Annotated in this window: 21 protein-coding genes and 2 pseudogenes; 10 read left to right on the top strand and 13 right to left on the bottom strand. The window is 62.9% G+C overall.

The annotated features are described in order from the left end of the window. Positions 1 to 105 precede the first annotated feature (105 nt). Positions 106 to 672 (top strand): YceI family protein, encoded by a 567-nt coding sequence (locus BM026_RS21170; protein WP_071487911.1) that lies wholly within the window; start codon positions 106 to 108, stop codon positions 670 to 672. Here BM026_RS21170 and BM026_RS21165 read toward each other — a convergent pair. Further along, entirely contained in the window at positions 669 to 1,559 is an 891-nt protein-coding gene (locus BM026_RS21165) for a DMT family transporter (protein WP_093121183.1), read from the bottom strand. The two genes, BM026_RS21170 and BM026_RS21165, sit on opposite strands and share 4 nt — an antisense overlap. A gap of 90 nt (positions 1,560 to 1,649) precedes the next feature. Between BM026_RS21165 and BM026_RS21160 the strand changes: the two genes are divergently transcribed. Continuing rightward, positions 1,650 to 2,975 (top strand): aminotransferase-like domain-containing protein, encoded by a 1,326-nt coding sequence (locus tag BM026_RS21160; protein WP_092244074.1) that lies wholly within the window; start codon positions 1,650 to 1,652, stop codon positions 2,973 to 2,975. Positions 2,976 to 3,003: 28 nt separating this feature from the next. Here BM026_RS21160 and BM026_RS21155 read toward each other — a convergent pair whose 3' ends face one another. Beyond that, positions 3,004 to 3,435: a nuclear transport factor 2 family protein gene (locus BM026_RS21155; RefSeq protein ID WP_058424070.1), complete on the bottom strand. Its 432-nt coding sequence runs from the start codon at positions 3,433 to 3,435 to the stop codon at positions 3,004 to 3,006. Between the two features lie 246 nt (positions 3,436 to 3,681). Here BM026_RS21155 and BM026_RS21150 point away from each other — a divergent pair, with 246 nt between their 5' ends. Together BM026_RS21150 and BM026_RS21145 are read left to right on the top strand one after the other, a co-directional pair. Further along, positions 3,682 to 3,900, top strand: coding sequence for a DUF6434 domain-containing protein (locus BM026_RS21150; protein ID WP_093513363.1), 219 nt, complete (start codon positions 3,682 to 3,684; stop codon positions 3,898 to 3,900). Next, entirely contained in the window at positions 3,897 to 4,367 is a 471-nt protein-coding gene (locus BM026_RS21145; protein WP_071487907.1) for a RidA family protein, read from the top strand. The genes BM026_RS21150 and BM026_RS21145 overlap by 4 nt, the downstream gene beginning before the upstream one ends. A 59-nt stretch (positions 4,368 to 4,426) precedes the next feature. Here the strand turns inward: BM026_RS21145 and BM026_RS21140 are convergent, their stop codons facing one another. Next, positions 4,427 to 6,127 carry an amidase gene (locus BM026_RS21140; protein ID WP_175507963.1) on the bottom strand — a complete coding sequence of 567 codons (1,701 nt, stop codon included), beginning with the start codon at positions 6,125 to 6,127 and terminating at the stop codon, positions 4,427 to 4,429. Between the two features lie 54 nt (positions 6,128 to 6,181). After that, positions 6,182 to 6,616 (bottom strand): annotated as a pseudogene (locus BM026_RS21135) (transcriptional regulator); the annotation flags it as partial. Here BM026_RS21135 and BM026_RS21130 point away from each other — a divergent pair. After that, positions 6,610 to 6,726, top strand: a pseudogene (locus BM026_RS21130) (DUF2834 domain-containing protein); the annotation flags it as partial. The pseudogenes BM026_RS21135 and BM026_RS21130 overlap by 7 nt on opposite strands. Positions 6,727 to 6,905: 179 nt before the next feature. Here BM026_RS21130 and BM026_RS21125 read toward each other — a convergent pair. Genes BM026_RS21125 through BM026_RS21115 form a run of 3 tightly spaced genes read right to left on the bottom strand, consistent with a single transcriptional unit; the run spans position 6,906 to position 9,840 of the window. Next, the gene (locus tag BM026_RS21125) at positions 6,906 to 7,829 is read right to left on the bottom strand and encodes a sugar ABC transporter substrate-binding protein (RefSeq protein ID WP_093513361.1); all 924 of its coding nucleotides are present in this window, start codon (positions 7,827 to 7,829) and stop codon (positions 6,906 to 6,908) included. Between the two features lie 41 nt (positions 7,830 to 7,870). Next, positions 7,871 to 9,004, bottom strand: a complete 1,134-nt coding sequence (locus BM026_RS21120; protein WP_093529959.1) for a phytanoyl-CoA dioxygenase family protein — start codon at positions 9,002 to 9,004, stop codon at positions 7,871 to 7,873. Further along, positions 9,004 to 9,840 carry an SDR family oxidoreductase gene (locus tag BM026_RS21115; RefSeq protein ID WP_093513359.1) on the bottom strand — a complete coding sequence of 279 codons (837 nt, stop codon included), beginning with the start codon at positions 9,838 to 9,840 and terminating at the stop codon, positions 9,004 to 9,006. The genes BM026_RS21120 and BM026_RS21115 overlap by 1 nt, the downstream gene beginning before the upstream one ends. Before the next feature lie 125 nt (positions 9,841 to 9,965). Here BM026_RS21115 and BM026_RS21110 point away from each other — a divergent pair, with 125 nt between their 5' ends. Continuing rightward, positions 9,966 to 10,991, top strand: a complete 1,026-nt coding sequence (locus BM026_RS21110; protein ID WP_093529957.1) for a LacI family DNA-binding transcriptional regulator — start codon at positions 9,966 to 9,968, stop codon at positions 10,989 to 10,991. A 33-nt stretch (positions 10,992 to 11,024) separates the two neighbouring features. After that, positions 11,025 to 12,029: an inositol 2-dehydrogenase gene (iolG, locus tag BM026_RS21105; protein WP_092244045.1), complete on the top strand. Its 1,005-nt coding sequence runs from the start codon at positions 11,025 to 11,027 to the stop codon at positions 12,027 to 12,029. Here the strand turns inward: iolG and BM026_RS21100 are convergent. Beyond that, positions 12,026 to 13,192, bottom strand: a complete 1,167-nt coding sequence (locus BM026_RS21100) for a GGDEF domain-containing protein (RefSeq protein WP_093529955.1) — start codon at positions 13,190 to 13,192, stop codon at positions 12,026 to 12,028. The genes iolG and BM026_RS21100 overlap by 4 nt on opposite strands. A gap of 109 nt (positions 13,193 to 13,301) precedes the next feature. Then, entirely contained in the window at positions 13,302 to 14,513 is a 1,212-nt protein-coding gene (locus BM026_RS21095; protein ID WP_092244039.1) for an MFS transporter, read from the bottom strand. A gap of 98 nt (positions 14,514 to 14,611) precedes the next feature. On the opposite strand from BM026_RS21095, the gene BM026_RS21090 reads away from it, so the two are divergent. Next, entirely contained in the window at positions 14,612 to 15,433 is an 822-nt protein-coding gene (locus BM026_RS21090) for an AraC family transcriptional regulator (RefSeq protein WP_092244036.1), read from the top strand. On the opposite strand, the gene BM026_RS21085 is transcribed toward BM026_RS21090, so the two are convergent. From BM026_RS21085 to proP, 3 genes are all read right to left on the bottom strand, one after another. Continuing rightward, positions 15,390 to 17,984, bottom strand: coding sequence for a bifunctional diguanylate cyclase/phosphodiesterase (locus tag BM026_RS21085; protein WP_093529953.1), 2,595 nt, complete (start codon positions 17,982 to 17,984; stop codon positions 15,390 to 15,392). The genes BM026_RS21090 and BM026_RS21085 overlap by 44 nt on opposite strands. 73 nt (positions 17,985 to 18,057) lie before the next feature. Then, positions 18,058 to 18,564 carry a GAF domain-containing protein gene (locus tag BM026_RS21080; RefSeq protein ID WP_058424054.1) on the bottom strand — a complete coding sequence of 169 codons (507 nt, stop codon included), beginning with the start codon at positions 18,562 to 18,564 and terminating at the stop codon, positions 18,058 to 18,060. A 55-nt stretch (positions 18,565 to 18,619) separates the two neighbouring features. Beyond that, positions 18,620 to 20,122 (bottom strand): glycine betaine/L-proline transporter ProP, encoded by a 1,503-nt coding sequence (gene proP / locus BM026_RS21075; RefSeq protein ID WP_093529951.1) that lies wholly within the window; start codon positions 20,120 to 20,122, stop codon positions 18,620 to 18,622. A gap of 153 nt (positions 20,123 to 20,275) precedes the next feature. On the opposite strand from proP, the gene BM026_RS21070 reads away from it, so the two are divergent. Next, the gene (locus BM026_RS21070; RefSeq protein ID WP_093529949.1) at positions 20,276 to 20,806 is read left to right on the top strand and encodes a GNAT family N-acetyltransferase; all 531 of its coding nucleotides are present in this window, start codon (positions 20,276 to 20,278) and stop codon (positions 20,804 to 20,806) included. Positions 20,807 to 20,949: 143 nt separating this feature from the next. Continuing rightward, the gene (locus BM026_RS21065) at positions 20,950 to 22,353 is read left to right on the top strand and encodes an MFS transporter (RefSeq protein ID WP_092244027.1); all 1,404 of its coding nucleotides are present in this window, start codon (positions 20,950 to 20,952) and stop codon (positions 22,351 to 22,353) included. 37 nt (positions 22,354 to 22,390) lie between these two features. Here BM026_RS21065 and BM026_RS21060 read toward each other — a convergent pair whose 3' ends face one another. Then, complete coding sequence (locus BM026_RS21060; protein ID WP_092244025.1) at positions 22,391 to 23,311, bottom strand: bifunctional helix-turn-helix transcriptional regulator/GNAT family N-acetyltransferase; 921 nt, start codon at positions 23,309 to 23,311, stop codon at positions 22,391 to 22,393. Positions 23,312 to 23,372 lie beyond the last annotated feature (61 nt).

Raw genomic sequence — 23,372 nt, 5'->3', positions numbered from 1 at the left:
TGTGGGGCGACTACTCTGTTTAGCAGGACAAACGCCCGATGGGAATAAATCCCTGGTATGAAGTGTCAGCTCGATACTGTGTCCTTACCTGTTGCGGAGTGCTGTATGAAACCTCGAAAGTCCCCGGTCGCCGTCCTCGCCTTGATCCTTGCCTATGGCGCCGGCGCCCAGGCGGTGGAGTACAAGGACGTCAACCGCACCGCCAGCCAGATCAGCTTCACCTACAAGCAATTGGGGCAGCGGGTATACGGCACCTTCAGCGACTTCGAGGGCACCTTGACCTTCGATACGCAACAGCCGGAAGCCGGGCATGCCTTGCTCAGGATACAGCTCGCCAGCATCGACGCCGGCAGCCCGGACGCCAACGATGAGCTGCAACGCGCCTCCTGGTTCGATACCGCGACCTACCCGGTGGGCGTGTATGAATCCACCGGGGTCAAGGCGCTGGGGGGTAACCGCTACACGGTCAGCGGTAACCTGACAATCAAGGGCACCACGCGGCCGGTGGACGTCGACGTGGTGCTCAAGGAGCAGGGCGGCATTGGTGTGTTCGACGGCGAGTTCATCCTCAGGCGTGGCGACTTCAAGATCGGCGAGGGCGAGTGGGCCGGCAACAGCGTGGTGTCCAATGACATCAACATCAAGTTCAAGATGGTCGCGCCGCAGCGTTAACGGGCGAACTTCTTCGCGCCAGCCACACAGCCGATCACCGCGACGGTGACCAGCACCATGCCCAGGCTGACCTGCTCATGCAACAGGCCCGCCGCCAGCGCCAGGCCGAAAAACGGTTGAAGCAATTGCAACTGGCCGACGGCGGCGATCCCGCCCTGGGCCAAGCCGCGATACCAGAACACAAAGCCGATCAGCATGCTGAACAACGCCACATAGCCCAGGCCGAGCCAGGCGGGCAGCGTGATGTCGCTGAAGCTCGTGGGCGCCAGTATCAGGCTCAGTGGCCCCACCACCGGTATCGAGACCACCAACGCCCAGCAGATCACCTGCCAGCCGCCGAGGCTGCGTGACAGCTTGGCGCCTTCGGCATAGCCCAGGCCGCAGACCAGCACCGCCAGCAGCATCAGCAGGTCGCCGGCCGGCGCGGCGCTCAAGCCCTGGGCGAAGGCATAGCCCATCACCAGCACACTGCCCAGGATCGAAAACAGCCAGAACACCGGGCGCGGACGCTCGCCGCCGCGTAGCACGCCAAACACTGCGGTGGCCAATGGCAGCAAGCCGATGAACACGATGGAGTGGGCCGAGGTTACGTATTGCAACGCCAGGGCGGTGAGCAGCGGGAAGCCGATCACCACGCCCAGGGCGACAATCGCCAGGGGCATCCACTGCTGGCGGGCGGGGCGTTTTTCCTTGAACAGCCACAGCAGCAACACGCCCAGCAGGGCGGCGATGGCCGCGCGGATCATGGTGAGGAATACCGGGTCGAACTCCATCACGGCCAGGCGCGTGGCGGGCAAGGAGCCACTGAAGATCACCACGCCGATAAAGCCGTTGATCCAGCCTTGGGCGCTGGTATTCAAGGTGTCGAGAGAGGAGGTGCGTTCCATGATCAGGCGTCCGGACAAGGAGGGGTTGCGTTGCGGTCATCCTAGGGGTGAGGATTGAGACAATCAAAAAATTGTCATGGATACAGCCCAATGCCCCGTGCCCGCTACAAGTCGTTGGTCGATACCTTTGCCCAAGCCATCCGCAGCGGAACCATGTCTCCCGGCACACGCCTGCCAACCCACCGGCAACTGGCCGCCGAGCATGGCCTCGCGCTGGTCACCGCCAGCCGGGTGTATGCGGAGCTTGAGGGGATGGGACTGGTCAGCGGTGAAGCCGGGCGTGGCACCTTCGTGCGCGAAATCTCGCTGCCGCCGGGGCAGGGCAGCGGGCAGATGACGGTGGCGCCGGGCATGCTCGACCTGAACTTCAATTACCCCTCGTTGCCGGGCCAGGCGGATATGTTGCGCATGGCGTTGCGCCAGTTGGCACTCTCCGGCGACCTCGAAGCCCTGTTGCGTTACCAGCCCCATGCGGGCCGCTTGCATGAGCGCGCAGCGTTTGCGCGGCATTTGCTCAGTCGAGGGTTGAGGGTGGACGCCGAGCAGGTGCTGCTGGTCAGCGGCGCCCAGCACGGCCTGGCGGTGACGCTGATGGCCTTGCTCAAGCCTGGCGATGTGATCGCCGTGGATGCCTTGACCTATTCGGGGTTCAAGGTGCTGGCCGAGACCCTGCACCTGGAAATCGTCGCGATCCCGGTCACCCCGCTGGGGCCGGACCTGGATGCGCTGCACAAGCTGTGTCGCAAGCGCCCGGTGCGCGCGGTGTACAGCATGCCAACCCTGCACAATCCATTGGGCTGGGTGATGGACATGGCCCGGCGCGAACAGCTGGTGTCGATCGCCCGTCAGCACAATCTGATGATCATCGAAGACGCGGCCTACGCGTTCCTGGCCGAAGACGCGCCGCCGCCGCTGGCGACATTGGCACCCGAGCGCACGGTGTATGTGGGCGGGCTGTCGAAAAGTGTCGCGACCGGGTTACGTGTCGGGTTCGTCGCAGCGCCAATGGAATGGGTAAAACCACTGGAGCGCACCCTCATGGCCACCACCTGGAACGTGCCGGGCGTGATGAGCGCCATTGCGGTGGCCTGGCTCGAAGATGGTACGGTGGCGCAACTGGAAGCACAGAAGCGCCAGGATGCCCAGGCGCGGCAGACCTTGGCGGCGCAGGTGCTGAAGGGGCTGGCCTACGTGAGCCATCCGTCCTCGTATTTCCTGTGGTTGCCCCTCGGGGAAGAGGCGCGGGCCGATCAGGTGGCCATGAGCTTGCAGCGCGAGGGCATTTCCGTGTCCACCGCCGAGCCGTTTGCCGTTTCGGCCCATGTGCCCCACGCACTGCGCCTGGCCTTGGGCTCGGTTGCGCTGCCAGCGCTGCGCGAAGCGCTGTTGACGGTGCGCAAGGGGGTGGCGTGGTGAGCCGGTTTCAGCGGCTCACCGCTGGGCATCAGTACTTGTAGGCCTGACGTCCGATCAGCAGCCATTTGCCTTTTTGCTTCTGCCAGACCTGGAAGTTGTCGATATCGGTGGGCACTTCAACGCCACTGTTCACCGCCAGGGCATGGAAGTGGTTGCGCACCAGTGCGGTGTCGCCTTGCAGGGTGATGGTCTGGTTTTGCATTTCCAGGGTCTTGAACGCGCTGGTGTGGGTTTCCAGGTCAGCAATGAATTGGTCTTTGTTCTGCACCTTGCCGCTGGAGTGGCCGTAGGTGAGCTTGTCGGAGGTCAGTGCGTGAAGCTGCTTGAGGTCCAGGTGCAGCATGGCCTGGGTCAGTTGGTCGACCGCTTGGGCCACGTCCTTTTCGGCTGGGGCAGGCGCTGCGGCGACATAGCCGCTGAACAGGCACAGAAAACCGATCAACACTTTGACGTTTTGCATGGGTGTTTCCTTATTGTTGTTGGGGCTGGTACGACGGGTTAAGTCGTCGTACAACCATGCAGTATTTCAGATGGGGAAGGAAAGTGAAATTTTGAAATAGCCTGAAAAGCTTCGGCTTTATGGCGTTATAAATAGATCTTCTGCTTATGTGATGTCCTAAGACATCAAGCAATGCACGCCTTGCTTCCTGCACGGGTAGCACATCGCTATGCTAGCGCCGAAACCCCACGGCGCCCGAGAGACAACATGGATTTTGACTGGCACAGCGACCCCATCACCCGCACTACTCCCGTCACCCCGCACTACAAGAACACTCAGAACGTTCGCCGCTTCATGCTTGAGCACTGCGGCCCGGGGTTCAAGTTCGACCGGCCGTTTATGGCCTGGATTCGCAACGACAGGCCCAAGACCCTGGGCGACATGGTGGATGAGTGGCAACGTCGCAACGAGGAAAAACGCCCATGACCCGCGACGAAAAATACCAGGCCGCCCAATTGCGTATCGGCTATCAGTTGAATGAGTTCAAGATCGGCGGCAACTACACGCCGCTGGTCCGCGATGGCAACCACCTGTATATCAGCGGCCAGATCCCGCGTGTCGGCGATGCCATCGTGCTGCCGGGCAAGGTTGGTGACAGCCTGACCCTGGCCCAGGCGCAAGTCGCCGCTGGCATCAGCGCGTTGCGCTGCCTGGGGTTACTCCAGCAAGCCCTGGGTTCGCTGGACCAGATCAAGGCCATCCCGCGCATCACCGTGTACGTGCGCAGTGCCGAGGATTTTGATCAGCAGAGTGAAGTGGCCAACGGCGCGTCGGACCTGTTGCACGAGGTTCTCGGTAGCGCCGGGGTGCATACGCGGACGTCGATCGGCGTGATGCAGCTGCCGAAGTCGGCGGCGGTGGAGATCGACATGATTGCGCTGGCGCACGGCTGAGCGAGCGATGATTACTCTAGGCACGGCAATCCTGTTGATTGCCGTGCCCCTGCCTTGAGTTAGAGTGCCGGAGTACGCGGCGGCACCAGGCGCTTGCTGCCGGTCGACTCATACGCCGACGCAAACCGCAGCAACGCCGAGTCATCATAGGCGCGCCCGGCAAACGTCAGCCCCACCGGCATGCCGATATCGGCCATCACGCCCATGGGCACGGTGACGGTCGGCACGCCCAGGTGGCGGATGGCAAGGTTGCCGTTGGCCACCCAGACACCGTTGCTCCAGGCGATGTCGGCAGAGGCTTCGTTCACATCGGCGTCAGCCGGGCCTACGTCGGCCACGGTGGGGAACAGCACGGCGTCGAGGCCAAGCTTGTCCATCCAGTCTTCCAGGTCGATCCGGCGCGTCTGTTCCAGGCCGCGCAGGCCATCGGGGACGGTGCTGATCCGGTCCCACGGGGTGATGCCACGCTGGGCCATGCGCACGTACTCATCCATGCCGGCGGCCAGGTCGTCTTCGCGGTTGGGCAGGGTGCCCGGGTCGTGGGGGAAGATCTTCGGCCCGTCCACATCCGCCAGGCGGTTGAGCGCTGGATCGTCGTTGGCGCGCAGGAAATCATCGAAGGCCCAGGCCGAGAGTTCCCACAGTTCATCGTGCAGGAATTCCTTGGACACCAGCCCACGGGTAAACACGGTGGGCGCGCCGGGGCGGTCGCCTTCGCAGTTGGACACCAACGGGAAATCCACGTCGATCACTTCAGCGCCGGCCGCCACCAAGGCTTGGCGGGCGTCGTTCCACAGGTCGATAACGCTGGCGCGGGTGTTGATCTTCTGCCCGGTGGGGCCGCCGATGCCGGGTTTCTCGCTGGTGCCGGCGTCGGGGTCGGCATTGATGTACATGCGCGGTACGCCAAAGCGCTTGCCTGCGAGGGAGGCCGCGCTCACGGCCAGGTCAGCGTAAGACGCCGGGCGCACCGAGGCGACGCTCGGGATCGGCACCCAGGGCTGCAGGCGCCACAGGTCGCCACGGGTGTCCGGGTCTTCGGCCACCACCACATCGAGCACTTCCAGCAGGTCGGCCATGGTGCGTGCGTAGGGCACCACCACGTCCATGGTGGGTGTGAGCGGCCAGTTGCCGCGCACCGAAATCACCCCCCTGGACGGCGTGTAGGCGCACAGGCCGTTGTTGGACGCCGGACCGCGCCCGCTGGACCAGGTTTCTTCGGCCAGGCCAAAGGCCGAGAAACTGGCTGCCGTCGCCGTGCCGGCACCGTTGGACGAGCCCGAAGCAAACGGTGCCGTCAGGTAGTTGGCGTTGTACGGGCTTTCCGCCCGACCATAGACGCCACGCTGCATGCCGCCATTGGCCATCGGCGGCATATTGGTCTTGCCCAGGCAGATAGCGCCGCCGGCGCGCAGGCGCTCGATGGTGAACGCATCGCGTTGGGCCACCAGGTCGGCAAACGCCGGGCTGCCGGAGGCCGCCGTCAGGCCCTTGACCAGGTAGCTGTCCTTGGCGGTGTAGGGAATGCCATCCAAAGGCCCCAGGGTTTCGCCTTTGGCCCGGCGCGCATCAGACGCCTCGGCTTCTTCGAGCGCCCGGGGGTTGCGCACCACCACGGCGTTCAAGGCCGTGGCGGTCTGCGGACCGTCATAGGCATCGATCCGCGCCAGGTAGGCTTCTACCAGTTCAACGGCCGTGGTCTGGCCGGATTCAAGTGCCGCGCGCAATTGGGCAATGGAAACTTCGGTAACTTGCATCAGGTTTTTTTCGCCGCCTTCAGGTGGGGGTATGGCGGCAGTCTACGTACAGATATTTCACAAAACCAGCGCGGCATAACTCGCATAGGCCGCGCGCATCACCTGCCAAGTGGCGTCGTCGGCAGGAATCAGATGTTCGATGCGCAGGGAGGAAAGAGTGATGTCCTGGGGCATGCCGAAGGTGGTGAAGGTGGAGAGAAAACTCAGTTCGCCCTGGCTTGAGCGGATGCGCGTCAGCACCAGCGGTGGCATGTCGGCGGGCAGCTCGGTGCTGGCCGGCGTCGGTAAACGCGCCAGCAGGGCGGCCAGTTCAGGATTGCCCAGCGCCTCACGGGTGGCGCGTTGCCAGGCGAGGGTGCGGACCTCGTTGGCGTTGATCAGGTGATCGCCCAGGCCGCCCGACTGCAGCAGCGTGGTCAGCAGGTTAAAGTCCTCGGCTGAATCGGACGGGATGCCAGCCAGATCAAACAACACGGCGGTGCTGGCGGTCGCTGGCTTCGCTGGTGCCGTACTTTGTGCTGACGGCGGTGTTTGTGTCGGTGGGGCCGTTGCTTTATCTGGTGGTGAATGGGCTTGAACCGTTCAGCGAGAAGACCGGTTGACGCAAACTCCCTCGGGTGAGAGGGCTTGATGTGGCGAGCGGGCTTGCCCCGCGTTGGGCTGCGAAGCGGCCCCTTTTAAAACCGCTGCGGTGTTTCAGTTGAACCACGACATCAGTTATTGGGGCCGCTTCGCAGCCCAACGCGGGGCAAGCCCGCTCGCCACAACAGGTTCGTTCGGCTCAAGGGTTGAGGAAGGCCTGGTAGTTGTCCTTGGTGATCTGCTGATAAGGAATGGTCAGCTCAGGCGTGTACGGCTCCTTCTTCACCATCTTCACCGCCAGGTCGATCGAGCCCACGGCCTGGCCCTTGTTGTCCTGATACACCGTCACCAGCAACTGGCCTTTCTTCACCGCATCCAGCCCGGCAGCCCCACCGTCGCTGCCCGCCACCAGGATGTCCTTGCCCGGCTGCATGCCCGCCTGGCTGATCGCCATGGCCGCGCCGATCGCCATCTCATCCGCGTTCGCCGCCACCGCGTCGATTTTGCGCCCGGATACGATCCAGTTGTTCATCAGGTCAATCGCTTTGCTGCGCTGCCACTCCGCGCTCTGTTCCTCGACGATCTTGATGTCGGGATACTCCTTGAGCACGGTCTTCACCCCCAGCGTCCGATTATGCGTGGCGTTGTTGGACAGAAGCCCGAGCATGATCGCCAGGTTGCCCTTGCCACCCATCTTTTGCGCCAGGTAACGCATCTGAATTTCACCGGCCTTGACCTCGTCCGAGCCCACATACCCTACGCCCGGTGGCAACTGCTGAGCATCCGGGCGGCGGTTGACGTACACCAGCGGCGTCTTGGCTTGCTGGGCGTTGGCGGTCATTTTTTGCGTGGCAGCAGTGTCCACCGGGTTGACGATAATCGCGTCCATGCCCTGGGCGGTGAAGTTCTGCACCTGGTTGAGCTGGCGCACCACGTCGCCCTGGGCGTCTTCGAATTGCAGGGTCACGCCGGGCAGTTGCTTGGCGTGGGCGGCCATGTAGTCACGCATCTGCGCGAGGAAGACGTCGTCGACCTGGGCGATGCTCACGCCGATACGGATGTCGGCCAGCGCCCAGGGGCTTATCGCCAGGGTCAGGAGTGCCGCAAGGAGTTGCTTCTTCATGATGGTGCTCCGTTGTTTTTGTTGTTGTTGAAACAGAGGGTTCACGCCTGGCGCTTGGTCCGCAGTTGCTCCACGGCAGCGGCAAACGCCGGGAATGGCCAGCGTTCGTCGAGGGCTTGCTGCATCAGTTGCTGCCCGGTTTGCGGGGCCAGGCCCTTCAAGGGCGGGTCGGTGTCGAGGTTGGTGGGGAAGGAATAGCCGTCGGCGGTGCAGGCGATCACCGCCGCCACGGCCTGGGCATCCAGTGCGGTGTTGTCCAGCAAGGCCGGGTACACCGCCAGCATCATGCGGTCGCGGTCGAGGGCTTCCATGGGCTTGCCGAACGCCGAGGAAATCTGCAACAGGTTGGCCATGCGTTGGCGGTCGGCTGTGCGGTTGGTGCCGGCGGCATGGAACAGCGCCGGGTTGAAGAACAGCAGGTCGCCCTTGTTCAGCGGCAGTTGCACGGCGTGCTGCTGGAAATAGTCGATAAACTCCGGACGCCGCCACGCCAGGTAACCCAGGGCGTATTGCTGGGAAAACGGCAGCAACTGAGTCGGGCCGGTTTCCAGCGGCATGTCCGAGTGCGCCACCGCGCCTTGCAACGTCAGGTACTGGGACAGCAGGTGCAGGGGCAGGGGAAAGCGCTCCACCTCATCATTGGTCTGAAAGCCCAGGTGGTAATCGCGGTGCGGTTGCTGGGCCTGGCCACCGGGATGCACCACGTTGACCTGCGCCGTGACCTGATAGCTCGGCCCCAGCCACGCCTCGGCAATCAACCCCAACAGCGGGTTGGCGTAGTACTCCACAAACGACGCCGGCGACCGCAGCGCGGCTTTCTGCAATGAATTCCAGATGCGCCCGTTGCTGCCGGCCTTGGCGAAGTGATCGGCCGCCACGCCCTGCGCCGCCTCATGGGCGAAGATCGCCTCGAACACCTGGCTGTGGCGGTCGACCACTTCCAGGTCTTCATAGGCCCGGCGCACCACCATCACCCCGGGCCCCTCGCGGAACAGGTGGTGAAGTTCATTCATCACCGCCAGGCGGTCGCTGTTGCGCAGGGTGTGGGCCTGATAGATCGGCACATTGCTCTGCACTTGAGCGCAGAGAGGGTAATCCTCTCGGCTCACGCGTTGCGCACAGATGTCATTGAAATCCGCCAGGCGCACGGCCTGTTCCGTCACGAACGCCGACATCACACACCTCCCAGCGCCTGATTCGGTTGCGGGCTGCCGCCGTCGGTACAGCCGACCACGCCTTGTTCCAGGTCGATCACCGAGCCGGTCATCATTCCAGACTCGCTGGACAGCAGGAAGGCCACGCTGCGCGCCACTTCTTCAGGCTTGAGCAGGCGCCCGAACGGCTGTGCGCGCTCGGCCTTTTCCAGCCAGCCATCCTGGGCACCGTGGTACTGGCGCTGGATGTCATCTTCGTGGGGCGTGTCCATCCAGCCGATGTTCAGGCCATTGACCCGGATGCGATTGCGCAGGGCACTGAACGCCACATTTTTGGTGAGGATCGCCAGCGCGCCCTTGGACGCGGCATAGGCACTCAGGAACGATTGCCCGCCGTGCCCGGTGACGCTCTGGATATTCACCACCGCGCCTTCCACGCCGTTGCTGATCATCAGCTTCAGCGCCTCCTGCATCAGGAAAAACGGCGCCCGCACATTCACCGCCATCAGCCGATCAAACAGCTCGGGCGAGGTGTCCAGGATGGTGCCGCGATCCGACATCCCGGCGCAGTTGACCAGCCCATGCAAGGTGCCGAAGTGGGTACGCGCCGCATCGATGATCGCGCGGCAATCCTCGACCTGCTCCAGGTCCGCCTCGACAAAAAACGCCGGGCAATCCAGCTGGGCCAACTGCCGCACCTGCTCTTCACCCTGGGCGCGTCGTCGCCCGCAGATGATCAGCCCGGCGGCGCCACGTTGCGCCAGGGTACGGGCGACCGCCGCGCCCAGGCCCTGGGTGCTGCCGGTGACGACAAAGTATTGGCCGCTGAACGACGTGGCGAGATCGGTGTTAGGCATGCAGTTCTCCAGGAGTTTTTGTTGTTGTGCATCGTCCGGCTCGACGCCGGACAAAACTGAGACTAGCATTGCAAAACCTCAGTAATACCCAAAAAACACCTCAAAAACACCTCATGCGAGGCTCCATGCTCGAACGCGCCAAACACTTCTCCATCAAGCAACTGGCGATGCAGGCCGGCGTCAGCAAAGCTACGGTCGACCGCGTCCTGCATCAGCGTGGCAGCGTGCATGCCCAGACCCGGCGGCGTATCGAGCAGGCGCTGGAGGAGTTGGAGTCCCAGGAAAACAACGGCCTGGCGGTAGGGCGCACGTTCCACGTCGACGTGATCATGCACACGCCCAAGCGCTTCAGTAGCGCGGTGCAGACGGCGATTACCGCACAACTGGGCAGCCTGGCGCCGTTCCGCATTGCTCCGCGCTTTCACCTGTTCGAGGAGATCGAACCCCAGGCCATGCACGATCAACTGCTGCGCTGCCTGGATACCGGCAGCCAGGGCGTGGTGCTCAAGGCCGCCGATGAGCCGGCGGTGAACCTGGCGGTCAAACAACTGATCGCGGCGGGGATTCCGGTGGTGACCCTGGTTACGGATTTGCCGCAAAGCGAGCGCATCGGCTATGTCGGCATGGACAACCGCACCGCCGGCCAGACCGCTGCCTACCTGATGTCGCGCTGGCTGCCGGCGCAGCCCCAGGACGTGGCGGTGGTGATTGGCAGCGAACTGTTCCGTGGCGAAGAAGAGCGCGAGATGGGCTTTCGTGCCTGGCTGCGTGGGCGTGCCGCGCACCTGCGAGTGCTGGACGTGAGCGGCGGCTTTGGGGTGTACGACCGCACCTTCGAGCGGGTGACCCAGGCGCTGCAACAGCATCCCGAGCTCAAGGCGGTGTACAGCGTCGGCGGCGGCAATCGCGCGATTGTCGACGCGTTCGCGGCCCTGGATCGGCCACTGGAGGTGTTTATCGGTCACGACCTTGACGAAGAAAACCGCCAGTTGCTGCGCGAAGAAAAGGTCGCGGCGATCATCGATCACAACCTGCAGATCGATGCCCGTCACGTGTTCCTGCACATCCTGCACTACCACCGGCTATGGAAGGCCGGGCCGATTGCACCGTCCCAGGTGCAGATCGTCACGCCGTTCAACCTGCCGGACTGAATCTCCCTCAATAACAACATCAGGAGTTCGACCATGCTGAGAATCGCCGTCCTGGGTGCCGGGCGCATCGCCAGGATCCACGCCGCCAATGTCGCCGCCCATCCCAATGCCACGCTGGTGCTGGTGGCCGACCCCTGGCGCGAAGGGGTCGATGCATTGAGTACCCAACTGGGGTGTGAGGCGGCCTACGATTGCGCCGCGGTGCTTACCCGTAATGACATCGACGCCGTGGTGATCGGTACGCCCACCGACACCCATATCGACCTGCTGCTGGCGGCGGTTGCCGCAGGCAAGGCGGTGCTCTGCGAAAAGCCCATCGACCTCGATATCGTCAAGGCTCGTAGCGCCGCCCAAGCCGTGGAGCGCCAGGGTGGCCGGGTGATGCTCGGCTTCAACCGGCGCTTCGACCCCGACATGCTGCGCCTGCGCGCGGCCCTCGATGCCGGTCAGATCGGCGCGGTGCGCCAAGTCATCATCACCAGCCGCGACCCCGGCCTGGCCCCGCGTGACTACCTGGCCCACTCCGGTGGCATCCTGCGCGACATGACCATCCATGACTTCGACACCGCCCGCCACCTGCTCGGCGAAGAACCGGTGGAAGTCAGCGCCATCGCCAGCCGCCTGGTCGACCCCGCTCTGGCCGAGATCGACGACTACGACAGCGTGATGGTGCTGCTGCGCACCGCCTCCGGCAAGCAATGCCACATCAACTGCTGCCGCCAGGCGGTGTACGGCTACGACCAGCGCGTCGAAGTCTCCGGCGCCACCGGCGTGCTGCTCACCGACAACCACCGCCCCAGCACCCTGCGCCACTGGAGTGCCGAACACACCGAGGCGCTGGAGCCGTTGCAGCACTTTTTCCTGGAGCGCTATGCGGATGCGTATCGCAATGAGCTGGCGCAGTTCATCGACGCATTGAACAACGGCACAGCATTACCCACCAGCGTGCGGGATGGGTTGTATGCGTTGCATTTGGCGGAGTGTGCGTTGGAGTCGGTGAGGACTGGGCGTGGGGTGGCGGTCAGTTACGACCTTTAGCCAAAGGGGCTGGCGCCCGTGCGGTCGACGAGGCGAATGCTATCGCGCCCACCGCGCTTGGACTCATACAGCGTGGTATCCCCTTGCTCGATCAGCGCCGTCAAACTCGGCGACGGCTGGTCGAACAGGTTCGCGCCGATGCTCAGGGTCACCGGCGCCGGCGTGGTGAAGTGCTGTGCGGCCAGTTGCTGGAACTGGTCGCGCAGGCTGCTGCCCAGTTCGACAATCTGTTCGGTGGACGCCGGGTTCAGCAGGATCACGAATTCATCCCCGCCCAGGCGGGCGGCCAGTGCGCCTTGGGGCACCACGCTGCGGATCATCTCGCTGAGGGCGACCAGCAGGCGGTCGCCGGCGCTGTGGCCGTGGAGGTCGTTGACCGATTTGAAGTTATCGATGTCGATCAGCAGCAGGGCACCCGGTTGGGCGGGTGAAACCTGGGCGAGCAAGCGTGGTGCGCGCAGGTCAAGGGCACGACGGTTGTAGAGGGCAGTGAGCGGGTCGCGGGCGGCGAGGCGGGCGATCTGCTGTTCGCGGCGATAGCGTTCGGAGCCGGTCATCGACAGTGCGATGAGCATGATCGCCATGGCGCCTTCCACCAGGGAGATCTGGATGATCTCGCCCTTGAAGGCCGCGAGGTCGATCAAGGTGCCAGGGATCAACACCGACAGGGCCTTGGCCACATAGAACGCGCCATGGATCAGCAGCACATAGCGCAACTGCACCGCGCCGATGCTCAGGGACTTGCCGTGGGGGCGCAGCAAGAAGCTGGCGCGCAGGGTCGGCAGCGCCACCAACAGGGACTGCACCGCCAGCATGGCTTTGGACCATGATGGATCGGCCGGCAACATCAGCATGCCCAGCCAGACCAGCAGCATCAGCAACCACACGGGCGACAGCCGCGTTTGGGTGAACCGCGCCACACCCAGTAAAAACAGGAAGTGCGCGGTCACCAGCAGGCCGTTGGCGAACCAGATGCCGATCATCAGCAAGCCATTGAGCCGCAGCAGGGCGAGGGTGGAGCCGACGGTGATCGTCGCGAAACCGGCGCTCCAGCACAGCAGCGAAGGTTCGCGCACACTGCGCCATTCAACGGCCAGGTACAGGGCGGCAGCGGCTGCCAGGGCAACGGTGAGTGCCAAAATGGTGGGAGGGTCGAGCGTCATGTCTTGCCGGGTCTGCCTGGTGTGCGTTTAGAACCGGGATTGTAAGCGCACACGCAGGTTTTTCAGAGCATTCCGTGTGATGGCACACGGCCAGGCGATGTTCGGCAGGTCAGGCGCCCTTGGTCGAGGGCAGCAAGATGGTCAGGATGCCCACCAGCGGCAGGAACGAGCACAGTTTGTAGACATACTCGATGCCGTGGGTGTCCGCCAGCAAACCGAGCAGCGCCGCGCCAATCCCGCTGAAGCCGAACATCAGGCCGAAGAAGATCCCGGCGATCATGCCCACATTGCCGGGCACCAGTTCCTGGGCATACACCACGATGGCCGAGAAGGCCGACGCGATGATGAATCCGATCACCACGCTGAGTACCGCCGTCCAGAACAGGTCGACGTAGGGCAGGGCCAGGGTGAACGGTGCCGCGCCGAGGATCGAGAACCAGATGACTTTCTTGCGGCCGATCTTGTCGCCGATCGGCCCGCCGGCGAAGGTGCCGACGGCCACGGCGCCGAGGAACAGGAACAAATACATCTGCGAGCTTGCGACCGACAGCTGGAATTTCTCGATCAGGTAGAAGGTGAAGTAGCTGGTCAGGCTGGTCATGTACCAGTACTTGGAGAACACCAGTACGGCCAGCACCACCAGGGCAAAGGTCACGCGGCCTTTGGACAGGCCATGGGTGGCTTTGCCGCCTTGCTTGAGCTTGAACAGGTTGAGGTGGTGGCGGTACCAGCGGCTCAAGCCATACAGCACCAGGATGGCGAACACCGCAAACAGTCCGAACCAGGCGATATGGCCCTGGCCGTAGGGGATGATGATCGCCGCTGCGAGCAGAGGGCCCAAGGCGCTGCCGGTGTTGCCGCCGACCTGGAAGGTCGACTGCGCCAGGCCGTAGCGCCCGCCGGAGGCCAGGCGCGCGACGCGGGAGGTTTCCGGGTGAAAGGTCGACGAGCCCACGCCCACCAGGCCCGCCGCCAGCAGGATCGCCGGGAAGCTGCCGACAAACGCCAGCATCAGGATGCCGACCAGGGTGCACACCATGCCCGCCGGCAGCAGCCAGGGTTTGGGGTGGCGGTCGGTGTGATAGCCGATCCAGGGTTGCAGCAGGGAGGCGGTCAACTGGAAGGTCAGAGTGATCAGCCCGACCTGGGTAAATGTCAGGCCGTAGTTGGCCTTGAGCATCGGGTAGATCGATGGCAGCACAGCCTGGATCAGGTCATTGATCAAGTGGGCCAGGGCGCAGGCACCGAGGATGCGCATGACCAACGGGCTGGCCTGGGGTGCAGTGGTTGCAGCGGCGGGTGACGCGGTAAGGGTCGACATGCAGGCATTCCATACAAGGCAGCTAATCAGAGGCGGCCACTTCTTAAGGTGGCCATCCATTACAAAATGATTCGGCGTTCATGCTAGATTTGTCAGTAATGCCTGTCTCGCGCAATTGGGGCGGCAACTGTCGCAAAAAGGGCGAAATGATCAAACCTCTGAACGAATTTCTCCAGGAAATCAACGAAGGCGCCTGGGCTGTCATCAGTTCCGCCACCGATTACCCGGAAAACTGGGTGATCCCCGACCACAGCCACGAGAAGCATCAACTGCTCTACGCCATCGAAGGCGTGATGGTGGTGTACTCGGCGCTGAACCAGTGGACCGTGCCGCCCAACCGTGGCATCTGGATGCCCGCCGGGCACGTGCATTCCCTGCGTTGCGTGGGCACCCTGAAAATGCGCAGCGTGTTTGTGCGCCCGGATCGCTTCCCGAACATGCCCGGCGAGCCGAAAACCGTGAGTATCTCGCCGTTGCTGAGCGAGCTGATCAAGGCGTCCGTGAGCCTGAAGCCGCCGTACGCCGAAGACTCGCGGGATGCGCGGATCATGCACCTGATCCTCGACGAACTGGCGATCCTGCCGGCGTTACCGCTGTCCTTGCCGCAGCCCGCCGACCCGCGCCTGCAACGCATCTGCCTGGCGCTGCAGGAAGAGCCGGGCGATGCCTCCACCGTCGCGGACTGGAGCGAGCGCCTGCACCTGGACCAGAAAACCATCCAGCGCCTGTTTCGCAAGGAAACCGGCATGACCTTCGGCCAATGGCGCCAGCAGGCGCGTTTGCTGCTGGCGCTGGAGCGCATTGCGGTGGGCGAGAAGGTGATCGATATCGCCATGGAGCTGGGTTATGACAGCCCGAGTGCGTTCACCAGCATGTTCAGGAAACAGTTTGGCAAGACACCGAGCCATTTTTTCCGCTAGCGCCGAGCAGCCCGTTGAACGTGTCGATATCCAGCGGCCGACTGAGGTAGTAGCCCTGGCCTTCGTCACAGGACACCGCCCGGAGCATCTCCAGGTGCCCGGAGGTCTCGATACCCTCGGCGGTCACCGTCAATGCCAGGGCACGCCCCAGGCCGACGATGGCCTGGATGATCGCCTTGTCATCCTCACTGTCTTCCAGGCGGCTGAGGAAGCTGCGGTCGATCTTCAACCCGTCGAAGGGGAAGGCCCGCAGGTAGCTCAACGAGGAGTACCCGGTGCCGAAGTCATCCATGGCAATACGTATGCCCAGGCGTTTGAGGGTGTGCATTACCGCCAGTGCGCCCGCGGCGTCTTCGAGCATCACGCTTTCGGTGATTTCCAGTTCAACCCGCGCCGGATCGATCCCCGACGTCTTGAGGGCGTTGCGAATGCGCTCCACCAGGTCGCCACGCTTGAACTCCGTGGACGACAGGTTCACCGACACAAACAGTGCTTCGGGCCACTGGGCGGCGCAGGCGCAGGCGGTTTGCAGTACCCAGTCGCTCAGCGACAGGATCAGCCCTGACTCTTCGGCAATCGGTATGAAGGTGTCGGGTGGAATCAGCCCGCGCTGTGGGTGCTGCCAGCGCACCAGCGCCTCGGCGCCGACCATCCGCCCATCGGCAATGCGATAGCGTGGTTGGAAGTGCAGGCGCAGTTCGTTGTGCTTGATTGCAAAACGCAGGTCGCTTTCCAGGCGGCGACGCTCGATGATCCGTGCATTCATCTCCCCTGAGTAAAACCGCCAGGTGTTGCGGCCAGCAGCCTTGGCTTCGTATAGCGCGATATCGGCATAACGCAGCAGTTCGGTGGCTTCGCTGGCATCGTCGGGGGCCAGCACGATGCCGATACTCGCGCTGACGAACACTTCCTGCTCACCGATCCTGACCGCCTGTTCAACGGACTCGATCAAGCGCAGGCACAAGGACTCGACATCGTCCTGGGTCCCCGCATTCGTGAGGATCATCACAAACTCATCGCCACCCACCCGGGCTACCAGGTCGCCGTGGCGCACGCAATCGGCCAGGCGGGTCGACACTTCGTTGAGCACGTGGTCGCCCGCGGCGTGCCCGAGCAGGTCGTTGACCGGTTTGAAGCGGTCCAGGTCCAGGCTGAGCATGACCAAAGGCTGCCCCGACGCCGGCAGTGCCTTGAGCTTGTCGTCGAGGAACGCTTGCAGGCGCGTTCGGTTCGCCAGCCCGGTGAGTGCGTCGTGCTGAGACAGGAATTCAATGCGGCGCCGTGCTTCGACTTCCTCGGTCACGTCGGTGGCGGTTCCGCGGAAACCGCCACAGGGCATTTGCCTTGCCGCGAGCCGTGTGGTGCGTTCCTGGCCGTGGGCGTCGACGTAGCGGCATTGCACGCTGAGGTCCGCGGTACGGCTGGGGGTGTTCAGCCATTGCGAAAGCGCGCCGGCTTCCGTGTCCAGGAGCTCGTTGATGGCGGCGCCGATCCAGGTATGACGGGCCAGGCCGGTTACGTTCTCGAAGCGCTCCGACAAGTACGTGAAACGCCAGCCGGCGTCGATTTCCCAGACCCAATCGGAGCTGGCTTCCACCACATCGCGAAAGCGCGCTTCACTGGTAGTCAGGGCATTCTGGCTGTCTAGCAGCGACGCATGGCTGGCATCCAGGGCGAGGGCAGCGGCACTGGCGCGGCGCAGGATCACCCAGGTCATCAGGCATACCAGCAATGCGGCCAGGCCCAGCAGCGGCAAGCCAACACCCATCAACCGCACGCCTGGGCGCGCCGGCTGCCAATGCAGGCTGCCGGCAGCACCGTTTTCGCCCAGGGGGACCAGCAAGGTATTGCCGACCTCATCGGCGCTGGCGATATGCAGTTGATTCACCCCGAAATCATTGCCGATCAGGGCCAGGTGGGCGCTGTCGAGAATGTCGACAAACACCAGTACCGACGCGGGGCGCCCATCCACCTTCACCGTGGGGTCGGTGCCGGGCGTGATGGCGGCTGCGGCCACGAGTGCCGGGCTGCCGCGCACGTTGATGAAGGCGGTGACCGGCGTTTCCTGTTCGGCTCCGGCACGAGCCTGCTCGAGGACCTGCGTGATGGGCTGGGCGAGCCAGTCGCTGAGGTCAATGGGTTGCAGCTCGCCTTCGACTACGGCGTACACCGTGCGGTTGGCGTCGTTGACCACAAACAGCCCCTGGAAGCCGAAATCCTGGAACAGTGTGGCGCCGACGTTGCCGCGACCGTAGGCCCAATCGGTATCCACCTTGAGGTGCAAGTGCTTGTAGGCATCGCTCCAGAAGGCGTAGTCCTTGACGGTCACCCGCAGGGATTTTTCCAGGGACTGCACGGCTTTACGCGTGTAAAACGCGTTTTCCTCTTGCTCGGCGTGGTCCAGGTCATGGGCCAGGTAGATCAGCGAGTAGGCTGCTGCTGCAAATACCAGGACCAACAGGGCCGTGAAATTGAACAGTGAGGTCCGTGTCAGCGACAGGCTGGTGCGGTTGGAGAGCGTTCGGGTGATCGGGACGAGAGTGTTCGGCATTGTTTCCCGCAGGGCAGCGCTGCAAGTCAGGGGTATCCCTGGTTATCGGCGGCGCTGCTGGAAAACTGAACGCTCAGGTATCGCTGGTCGTCAGGTTGGCGAAAAAAATGCAGCCGATCAGCCGAGCAAACAGGCTGAGGGTTTCCGGCAGGTTGGGATCTTCGAACAGCATTGCCCGCGAATCCAGTGCACACAGCGCGCCGAACAGACGGCCGTCGGGCAGGAAGATCGGTGCACCGGCATAGCTCTCGATGGCGTATTGCTTGACCACCGGACGTGCGGCGAAGCGGCCGCTCTGGCTGATCTGCGGGATGAACAGGGTCTGTGGGTTGATACAGAACTCGCTGCACAACGTTGTTTCCAGCTCAAGCACGTCATCGACATGAATGCCCATGTCGACGGTGTCATGCACGGAGCAGACCACCCATTCCAGGTCGGTGAATTTGGCGATGCCGGCGAAGCGCATGCCGGTCAGGCGGGTAACCAGTTGCAGGATGCTGGTGGTGGCTTCTATTTCGGCAATGGCGGCGCGTTCATCTGCGCTGAGCAACGACTGTGGTGCGGTGACGCTTGGAACCATGGTTGAACTCTCCAGAAACATGGCGGCGGGTGGGGCCGCCATGCAGGGTCAGGCTTCAGTTGATACGCGGATGTTGCTGCACCAGGGTCTGGCGCTTGGCTTCCAATTCGGCAATCTGCGCGTCGATATCTTCGATCTTTTGCTCGATGTTGTCGTGATGTTCCTGCAACAACTCCTTGGCTTCTTCCATGTCCGACGCCGACGGCGCTGCGCCACGCAATGGCTTGTTGGCGGTTTCCTTCATGGTCAGGCCAGTGACCAGGCCGACCACCGCAAACACCATCAGGTAGTAGGCGGGCATGTACAGGTTGTCGGTGCTTTCCACCAGCCAGGCCACGGCGGTCGGCGTGACACCGGCGATCAATACCGAGACATTGAACGCACTGGCCAATGCACTGTAGCGCAAGTGAGTGGGGAACATCGCGGGGAGTGTGGAGGCCATTACGCCGATGAAGAAGTTGAGGATCACCGCGAGGATCAGCAGGCCGGCGAAAATCAGGCCGATCTTGCCGCTGGTGATCAGCATAAACGCCGGAATGGACAGGAACAGCAGACCGATACTGCCAGCGATGATGAACGGCTTGCGGCCGATCTTGTCGCTGACAAAACCGATGAACGGCTGCACGAACAGCATGCCGACCATGATCGCGATGATGATCAGCACGCCGCTGTTTTCTTTGTAGTGCAGGTTATGGGACAGGTAGCTCGGCATGTAGGTGAGCAGCATGTAGTACGTCACGTTGGTGGCCGCGACGATGCCGATGCAGGTCAGCAGGCTGCGCCAGTGCTTGGTCGCGACCTCCTTGAACGAGACTTTGGGGCCGTGGGTCAAGCCTTCGCGGTCGCCCTGTTCCATTTTGTCCATGTGCTGCTGGAACGCCGGGGTTTCCTCCAGGGCGTGACGCAGGTACAGGCCGATGATGCCCAGGGGCAGGGCAAGGAAGAACGGCAGGCGCCAGCCCCAAGACTCGAAGTCGGCTTCGCCCAGGATGCTGGAAATCAACACCACCACACCGGCACCCAGCACGAAGCCGGCGATGGAACCGAAGTCCAGCCAGCTGCCGAGGAAGCCGCGCTTGCGGTCCGGCGCATACTCCGCGACGAAGATCGACGCACCGGTGTATTCGCCACCCACCGAGAAACCCTGGGCCATTTTGCACAGCAACAGCAGGATCGGCGCCCAGATGCCAATCGAGGCGTAGGAGGGGATCAGGCCGATGGCGAAGGTGCTCAGGGACATGATCACGATGGTCGCGGCCAGGACCTTTTGCCGCCCGTATTTATCACCCAGTGCACCGAAGAACAGGCCACCCAGGGGACGGATCAGGAACGGCACGGAGAAGGTACCCAGTGCTGCGATCATTTGTACGCTGGGCGAGGCATCGGGGAAGAACACCTTACCGAGCACATAGGCGACAAACCCATAGACGCCAAAGTCGAACCATTCCATGGCGTTACCCAAGGCGGCGGCGGTGATCGCCTTGCGCACCTTGGTGTCGTCGACGATGGTGATGTCTTTCAATCCGATGGGCTTGACGCTTTTCTTACGTAATTTCATGCGGGGCACTCTAAAACAGAACATGGGAGGCGCCATCACTGCGATGGCACCGCTCTGTCACTTCAGATACAAGCGGACATGAAATAATTCACCACTCTTTGCGTTTTTTTGCAGATGGATTGAACTTTGTCCCTCCACACACGAGTTATGCGAATGCCAGCCGCCCATTCCCGCCTAGTCTACCGCCAGCCGCAGCCGGGCGACCTGCAGCGATTGTTCGCGATCTTCGGCGACCCGCAGACCAACCTGTTCAACCCATCGGGCCCCATGGCCAGCCTGGAGGCGGCGCAGCGTCTGCTGGATCACTGGCTTGAACAGTGGGCGACCCAAGGGTACGGCTGGTGGGCGATTGCACGGCGCGAGGCGCCGGACCACATCATCGGCTTCGGCGGTATCGCGCCCCTCAACTACCTGACCGAGCGGCGCATCAACCTGGGTTACCGTTTTGCGGTGCAGGCCTGGGGGCAGGGCTATGCCACCGAGTTGGGGCACGACGCGTTGGCGCTGGCATTCGACAGCCTGGGGTTGCCCGAGGTGTTCGGGCTGGTGCGACCGGATCATGGGGCCTCGATCCGGGTGCTGGAAAAGATCGGTATGCAGCCTTTTGGTGTGCTCGACGATGTACCGGGCAAAGCGCCCAGCCTGGTCATGCGTATTTGTCATCCTACAACTGTATTTGCCTGACCTTTTACAGACCCACGTAGAACCTCGATAAACGGCAATCTTTCAGATTGACAGCCGGTAGGCGGCCCGATATAAAAGTCGCAGTTGTACGACGACATATGACGTTACATATGTCCTACCTAACAAAAATAAAAAGTGATGCCATGAACTTGAACGAGCCCATCCACGCTCACCGCGTTGGCCAAGCGGTAGGCAACTATCGCTGGACCATCTGCGCGATGCTGTTCTTCGCGACTACCGTCAACTACCTCGACCGCCAGGTGCTCAGCCTGTTGGCACCGCAGTTGTCCACGCAATTTGGCTGGAGCAACACCGACTACGCGAACATCGCGGCGGTGTTCCAGTTTGTCTACGCGATCTCCATGCTGTTCGCCGGGCGCTTCGTCGACAAGATCGGCACCAAGGCGGCCTATGTGGTGGCGATTGGCATCTGGTCCACGGGCGCGATCATGCATGCCTTCTCGGTGCCGATGGGCGAGGGCATCGCGGTCATCAGCGGCGCGATCGGCCTGGCGGTGATCCCGGTGTCGATTGCCGGCTTCATGTTGTCCCGTGCGGTACTGGCGATTGGCGAGGCGGGCAACTTCCCGATTGCGATCAAGGCCACCGCCGAATATTTCCCCAAGAAAGAACGCTCGCTGGCCACCGGGATCTTCAACTCCGGCGCCAACGTGGGCGCGATCCTGGCGCCGATCTGCGTGCCATTGATTGCCGGTCTGTGGGGCTGGGAAGCGGCATTTATCGTGATCGGCGGGCTCGGCTTCGTGTGGGTCGCGGTGTGGATCGCGCTCTACCGCAAGCCGGAGGAGCAAAAACGCCTGTCGGCCGCAGAACTGGCCTATATCCGCAGTGACCAGACCGTGCAGCCGTTCACCCCGTCACCGGCCGGCGCCGTGGAGAAAAAAGTCTCCTGGTTCAAGTTGCTCACCTATCGCCAGACCTGGGCCTTTGCCTTCGGCAAGTTCATGACCGATGGCGTGTGGTGGTTCTTCCTGTTCTGGCTGCCCACTTACCTGTCGGCGCAATACGGTATGAAAGGCGCCGATATCGTCATGCCGCTGGCGGTGCTGTACAGCATGACCATGGTCGGCAGCATTGGTGGCGGCTGGTTCCCCAGCTACTTCATGGCGCGCGGCGATGCACCGTACGACGGGCGCATGAAAGCCATGCTGGTGATCGCATTGTTCCCGCTGGTGGTGTTGCTGGCGCAGCCGTTGGGCTATATCGGCTTCTGGGTGCCGGTACTGCTGATCGGTGTGGGCGCCTCGGCGCACCAGGCGTGGTCGTGCAACATCTTCACCACCGTCTCGGACATGTTCCCGCAGAAAACCGTGGCCTCGGTGGTCGGTATCGGCGGCATGGCCGGCGGCCTGGGCGGCGTGGTCATGACCAAGATCGGTGGCTGGGTGTTCGACTACTACAAGTCCATCAACGACATCCATACCGGCTACATGATCATGTTCGCGATCTGTGCGCTGGCCTACCTGGTGGCCTGGAGCGTGATGAAGACGTTGGTGCCGCGCCACAAGGAAATCACTGACCTGTAAGGCTCCACGTCCCGCGCCGCCATGGCGCGGGGCTGTTTCACAGCGGGCGAGCCCAGGTCTGGCTGACCAGGGCTTTGCCGAAGCTGACCATCGGCTCTTCCTCCACCAGCTCGAACCCGGCTTTCTGATACAGCTTGCGCGCGTCGGTCAGAATATCCACGGTCCACAGCAGCATGCGTGTGTAGCCCACCTGGCGGGCAAAGCGTACGCACTCATCCACCAGGCGCTGGCCGATACCCATGCCCCGTGCGCTGGCATCCACGTAGAGCATGCGCAGCTTGGCCGTGGTCTGGTCATGACGGATCACGAACACCGAGCCCACCACCTCGCCGTCCTTTTCCGCGATCCAGCAGCGCTCGCACGTGGGGTCATATTCGCGCAGATACTTGGCGACGATCTCCGCCACCAGCGCTTCGAATTCCCAATTCCAGCCGTATTCACGGGCATAGATCGCGGTTTGCTGCTGCACCACGCGGCCCATGTCGCCGGGTTGCGGGTCACGCAGCAGATAGCTGGGCGCGGTGCCTTGCAGCAGGGCCTGGATGCGCTTCATCGCTTCGGTGAGTTGTTGCTGTTGCGGTTCGGGCAGGCTGTCGAGCAGGGCGATGACTTCGCGCTGGGTTTGCTGCTCCAGCGGCGCCAGCACGGCGCGGCCGTGGTCGGTGAGATGCAATTGCACGGCGCGGGCGTCGGTGGCGCAGCGGACTTTCTGGATCAGGCCGCGCTTTTCAAAGCCACTGGTCAGCCGGCTCAGGTAACCCGCGTCGAGGCCGAGCATCTGGCACAGGTCGGCGCTGGTGAGGTCACCACGGGAAGACAATTCGTACATCACGCGGATTTCAGTCAGGGAGTAGTCGCTTTGCAGCAAGTGTTCCTGCAACACGCCGATCTGGTGGGTGTAGAAGCGGTTGAAGCCGCGCACGATGCCGGCGCGTTCGACAAGCAAGGGGGTGGACATGCTGAAATGCTCGAATGGTTGCCTTAGGCAACAATATTGTTGCTTCAGGCAACCATGTCAA

This window comes from Pseudomonas sp. NFPP24 (genome assembly GCF_900112095.1).
In the GTDB taxonomy this organism is placed as follows: Bacteria; Pseudomonadota; Gammaproteobacteria; order Pseudomonadales; family Pseudomonadaceae; genus Aquipseudomonas; species Aquipseudomonas extremorientalis.
Note: the sequence above shows the minus strand (reverse complement) of the source record. Positions and strands in the feature narration are given on the sequence as shown.

What these genes read in the sequence shown, in the direction of transcription:
- BM026_RS21170 (WP_071487911.1), top strand. Translation starts at nt 106, where the DNA reads ATGAAACCTCGAAAGTCCCCGGTCGCCGTCCTCGCCTTGATCCTTGCC.
- BM026_RS21165 (WP_093121183.1), bottom strand. Translation starts at nt 1,559, where the DNA reads ATGGAACGCACCTCCTCTCTCGACACCTTGAATACCAGCGCCCAAGGC.
- BM026_RS21160 (WP_092244074.1), top strand. Translation starts at nt 1,650, where the DNA reads ATGCCCCGTGCCCGCTACAAGTCGTTGGTCGATACCTTTGCCCAAGCC.
- BM026_RS21155 (WP_058424070.1), bottom strand. Translation starts at nt 3,435, where the DNA reads ATGCAAAACGTCAAAGTGTTGATCGGTTTTCTGTGCCTGTTCAGCGGC.
- BM026_RS21150 (WP_093513363.1), top strand. Translation starts at nt 3,682, where the DNA reads ATGGATTTTGACTGGCACAGCGACCCCATCACCCGCACTACTCCCGTC.
- BM026_RS21145 (WP_071487907.1), top strand. Translation starts at nt 3,897, where the DNA reads ATGACCCGCGACGAAAAATACCAGGCCGCCCAATTGCGTATCGGCTAT.
- BM026_RS21125 (WP_093513361.1), bottom strand. Translation starts at nt 7,829, where the DNA reads ATGAAGAAGCAACTCCTTGCGGCACTCCTGACCCTGGCGATAAGCCCC.
- BM026_RS21120 (WP_093529959.1), bottom strand. Translation starts at nt 9,004, where the DNA reads ATGTCGGCGTTCGTGACGGAACAGGCCGTGCGCCTGGCGGATTTCAAT.
- BM026_RS21115 (WP_093513359.1), bottom strand. Translation starts at nt 9,840, where the DNA reads ATGCCTAACACCGATCTCGCCACGTCGTTCAGCGGCCAATACTTTGTC.
- BM026_RS21110 (WP_093529957.1), top strand. Translation starts at nt 9,966, where the DNA reads ATGCTCGAACGCGCCAAACACTTCTCCATCAAGCAACTGGCGATGCAG.
- iolG (WP_092244045.1), top strand. Translation starts at nt 11,025, where the DNA reads ATGCTGAGAATCGCCGTCCTGGGTGCCGGGCGCATCGCCAGGATCCAC.
- BM026_RS21100 (WP_093529955.1), bottom strand. Translation starts at nt 13,192, where the DNA reads ATGACGCTCGACCCTCCCACCATTTTGGCACTCACCGTTGCCCTGGCA.
- BM026_RS21095 (WP_092244039.1), bottom strand. Translation starts at nt 14,513, where the DNA reads ATGTCGACCCTTACCGCGTCACCCGCCGCTGCAACCACTGCACCCCAG.
- BM026_RS21090 (WP_092244036.1), top strand. Translation starts at nt 14,612, where the DNA reads ATGCCTGTCTCGCGCAATTGGGGCGGCAACTGTCGCAAAAAGGGCGAA.
- BM026_RS21085 (WP_093529953.1), bottom strand. Translation starts at nt 17,984, where the DNA reads ATGCCGAACACTCTCGTCCCGATCACCCGAACGCTCTCCAACCGCACC.
- BM026_RS21080 (WP_058424054.1), bottom strand. Translation starts at nt 18,564, where the DNA reads ATGGTTCCAAGCGTCACCGCACCACAGTCGTTGCTCAGCGCAGATGAA.
- proP (WP_093529951.1), bottom strand. Translation starts at nt 20,122, where the DNA reads ATGAAATTACGTAAGAAAAGCGTCAAGCCCATCGGATTGAAAGACATC.
- BM026_RS21070 (WP_093529949.1), top strand. Translation starts at nt 20,276, where the DNA reads ATGCCAGCCGCCCATTCCCGCCTAGTCTACCGCCAGCCGCAGCCGGGC.
- BM026_RS21065 (WP_092244027.1), top strand. Translation starts at nt 20,950, where the DNA reads ATGAACTTGAACGAGCCCATCCACGCTCACCGCGTTGGCCAAGCGGTA.
- BM026_RS21060 (WP_092244025.1), bottom strand. Translation starts at nt 23,311, where the DNA reads ATGTCCACCCCCTTGCTTGTCGAACGCGCCGGCATCGTGCGCGGCTTC.